This is a genomic window from Bacillus sp. BB081 (assembly GCF_008368895.1).
GTDB classification, from domain to species: domain Bacteria; phylum Bacillota; class Bacilli; order Bacillales; family Bacillaceae_G; genus Bacillus_A; species Bacillus_A wiedmannii.
Genome location: NZ_QOZX01000132.1, coordinates 1 through 4,228, shown reverse-complemented (window position 1 = coordinate 4,228; position 4,228 = coordinate 1). Strand labels below are relative to the sequence as shown.

General features: G+C 31.2%; 3 protein-coding genes. 1 reads left to right on the top strand and 2 read right to left on the bottom strand.

Features of this window, described 5'->3' with window-relative positions; genetic code table 11:
• Window positions 1-466: 466 nt before the first annotated feature.
• On the bottom strand, window positions 467-1,126 hold the full coding sequence (locus DN394_RS28670; RefSeq protein ID WP_048566397.1) for a CatB-related O-acetyltransferase: 660 nt from the start codon (window positions 1,124-1,126) through the stop codon (window positions 467-469).
• Window positions 1,127-1,571: 445 nt separating this feature from the next.
• Here DN394_RS28670 and DN394_RS28665 point away from each other — a divergent pair, with 445 nt between their 5' ends.
• Complete coding sequence (locus tag DN394_RS28665) at window positions 1,572-2,042, top strand: DUF5065 family protein (RefSeq protein WP_097815972.1); 471 nt, start codon at window positions 1,572-1,574, stop codon at window positions 2,040-2,042.
• A gap of 552 nt (window positions 2,043-2,594) precedes the next feature.
• Here DN394_RS28665 and pepD read toward each other — a convergent pair.
• Window positions 2,595-4,064 (bottom strand): beta-Ala-His dipeptidase, encoded by a 1,470-nt coding sequence (gene pepD / locus DN394_RS28660; protein WP_098149463.1) that lies wholly within the window; start codon window positions 4,062-4,064, stop codon window positions 2,595-2,597.
• Window positions 4,065-4,228: the final 164 nt, after the last annotated feature.

The following is a 4,228-nucleotide window of genomic DNA, read 5'->3' as shown; positions in this document are numbered from 1 at the left end:
CTAAGTAATAAATTTGTTCCTATTTAGATAAGAAAGCATTAGGTATTTTGTTAAGAAAACAAAATGAATTGCATAAAAAAATCCCTTTTCGCTATCTCAAAAATAGAATCATTGCTGCAGATTTTATAAACTATATAATGCCCAGCTTATACATAAGTGCAAATGTTGCTGTCCACCAAATACTTCAGGTGAATACTTTTGGAATATCGCTGAAATTTCTAATATATGGGCTAGCTTTTTTCTACTTCCTAGCAAATACTTCGTGATGGAAAACCTTGAAGGGAAAATGAAGAAACAATTTTGTTCAATCATTTGAATTATAAATAAAACATATTAAGAACCACTGGTTATATTTCTTAATTTTTCTTAAGATAATTTATAAAAACTAGACCATAACAGAGAGATTATTTCTAGTACAAATAATAAAAAACTACACCCTATTTAGGATGTAGTTTTTCTAACTGATTTATTTATTTTTCACTTCATTGTTATAAAAAGCAAATAATGGTTCAATGGATGGACTAGATAACAGAGGAATTGCCCTCTCAATCAATTCTCTATCCCAATCAAACCAACGCATTTCCATTAGCATATTCATTTCTGTATCAGTGAATCGTTTCTTTATTTCCTTAGCAGGATTTCCACCAACTATTGTATACGGCGGAACATCTTTACTTACGACAGATCCTGCTGCAACGATTGCACCTTCACCGATTGTAACGCCAGGCATTATTATAGCATTCATTCCAATCCAAGCATCACTTTTAATGACTGTATCACCCTTCGGTTCATATGAATGTTCAATTTGCTCAGCGAATGGATATACTGTAATCCATTCTGAGTGATGATTATGATTACCACCCATTAAAATGACTACTCCACTGGCAATACAAACATAATTCCCAATAATGAGTTTATCAAGATGCCATCCCATCTGTTCAATTGGATTGAAAAGTGCTCGGGACTTAGCATCCCCCCACAAATACCTTACACAGCCGTCTTCAAAATTTTGATGACCATAATACCCTGAGTAATAGGAGTACTCTCCTACTTCAATGAGTGGATTTGTTACTATATCTTTTAAATATTTCGTTTCTGACCAATGATTATATAATGGATGCTTCATAACTTTATTCCTCGCTTCTAAGTATTGTAGATCTTTGTCATTCACTTAGAAGCTTAATACGACTGCTACATTTTTTAGCTTTCTCAAACGACGAATCATTATATTCAAGCCTTTCTTTTATAATAAAAAAATCATAACGTGATAAATTACATAAGTCAAATTGTAAAATTATGTACTAAATTGAATTGAAATTTCAGCATTAAAACAATCGAATTTTCAAATAACAAATCCCAATTACATATAATTAAGATTTCTTAGCTATACATCTAACCTCTTTCTTATATTAGCCTTCACTCCCTCGATATAATTTTATTATTTATTAATTTGTCTGATAAATCTATAAATGTTAATATGATTATAGAAGATATTATCATCCATTAGATTTCACAGCTAGTTTTTCACAAAAACGATTTCTGAATCCTTAAGTAAATAGGAGGTTTAGAACATGAAACTTTTAAGGCAATCAACAATTATTGGTGCATTGACTGTTGGAGGATTTTTATTTTCGAATACAATTGGTACACTCCCACCTGTGTCTGCTGAAGCGCAACTTACACAAAAAGAATCACGATTTTTAGATAATTGGCAGTGGCAAAACTATTTTTTATTACATCATAATGCAGATTTTATAGAAGAGTTAGCAGTTGGTGACTTAAAGCATGGAGATACGTTCGATGTTACTATATATACTGGTGGTAAGGATACTGGTATTGTAAAAATATATCAATTGAGTGGAAATGAAAATAATGAAATAAACTTGCATAGATATAAAACCATTTATGACTCAGGTCTAAAACATAATTATGGTAGATTTGTAACACCTATTACTAAGGTTTATAACCCAGGAACATATGTAGCCGTTATGAAACTTGGAGAAAATTATTATTATGGCGGCAGCTTTAAAATCTCAAAATAATATTAGACAAAGATTATTTTAAAAGCTTCTCTGCCTTATATAAGGTAGAGGAGCTTTTTGATTGTTTGCCCTTTTTAAGGTTTCAAAAAATTCTTACTTTCTTTATAAATTAGCATTTTTATTCAATAACTGTTTCCACTTCTATAAGTTTTACCATTCAATATGCAATATTGCATATTATATATGTTTACTCTTTAAAAATGCGATAATTTATTTATAACAATTTATAAAATTAATATTGAAAGGAGAATATTACATGTCTTTCTATTCTTGGTCTCCTCTTATTTTCTTAATAGTTGTCGCAATTATCATTTCTATTCAAAAGGCTAAGAAACAATAATTTATTATGTGGAGGTGTAATAATGTCATTTGCAGCATGGAATGCACTTTTTATGACTTTAATCGGTGCAATATCCGGAGCAATCTTTGGTACAATATCCTCTAGAAATAAAAGTAAAAATTAAATACTAACGTAAAAAAGAATTTCTAATAAAGATCAATACAAAAAAGTAGCCTATAAAGTTTTATAGGCTACTTTTCATTTCATCCATATTATTTAGCTAATTCTTTCGTACCCTTCATTACATCAACGAAGAATCCCCAATTATTCACAACAGAAGAAATACTAATATGTTCATCTGGTGTATGAACGTTAAAAATGTCTGGACCAAATGCAATTGCATCTAAGTCAGGCATCTTTTGAACGAATGCACTACATTCAATACCTGCATGTACAGCGAAGATTTCAGCATCCTTGTTGTATTTTTCTTGATGCACTTTTTCAAACAAATTACGAATTTGTGAATTCGGATTGTATGGCCATTCTGGATACTCTGACTCTATTTCAAATGTTGCACCAACTAATTCGGCAATACATTTAATTTCATCTGCAACATGTTGTTTTAAACTACTTACAGAACTTCTCACTTCGTTACGTAATTTAATTTCATCTTGCAACGTTTCAATAACGCCTAAATTTGTTGAGCTTTCTACTAGACCTTTAATATCCATGCTCATGCTTTGAATGCCGTTCGGAATTAAGAATAATGATGAAATAAGCTGCTTTTGTGTTTCTTTAGCAAATACTTTTTCTACTTTCTCATCCAATTTTGTAAATGTAACATGAACATCTGGATCAACAGCACGCATTTCTTCTTGTAATACTCTTGTCCATGATAATAGTTTTTCTTCTACTTTCTCTACATCTTCTGTACGTAATACAATTGTAGCTACACTTTCACGCGGAATTGCATTCGTTTTTAATCCGCCATGAACTTCACTTAAACCAAATTGAATATTTACTGATAAATCATGTAATACTCGTCCTAATACTTTGTTCGCATTACCACGTTGTTTATCAATTTCCATACCAGAATGTCCGCCTTTTAGACCACCAACATATAGACGGTATGCATCCATATTCGCTGGCGCTTCATCCCAAATTACTGGAATTGTTTCAACAGCTTTCGCACCACCTGCGCTACTTACAAGTAATTTATGATCTTCTTCAGAATCAATATTAATAAAGATCTTTCCTTCAAAATGATTTGAATCAACAGCGAAAGCCCCGCCCATTGTTGTTTCTTCTTCAGTGGTTATAACTACTTCAAGTGCTGGATGTGGAATGTCTTTTGAATCTAATAAAGCCATTGCATACGCAACTGCAATACCATTATCAGCACCTAAAGTTGTTTGATTTGCATATAACATGTCCCCAATAATTCGTAATTCAATTGGATCTTTTTCAAAATCATGTACAGTCGCTTGATTTTTTTCACATACCATATCCATATGACCTTGAATAATAATAGCTGGTACATTTTCATAACCAGCAGTTGCTTCTTTTTTAATAATGACATTCATCGCTTCATCTTGAATCACTTCTAAATTACGCTCTTTTGCAAAGCCCACTAAATAATCACTAATTTCCTTTTCATTACCAGATCCTCTAGGAATCTTTGAAATTTCTGCAAAATGATAAAATACAGGGTGCTTTGTTAATTGTTCTAAAGTAGAATACATTTTTAAGCTCCTCTCAAAATGACAAAATAATATGTAAGTCTTTTATCATTATACCATGATTCGTTAGTTTCCCTTTCTATTTCATACTTTAAAATCCACCCTTTAAATATTTAATCCTATAAAAAAACGAAAGAAAATGCACTATGCATTTTCTTTCGTTTTTT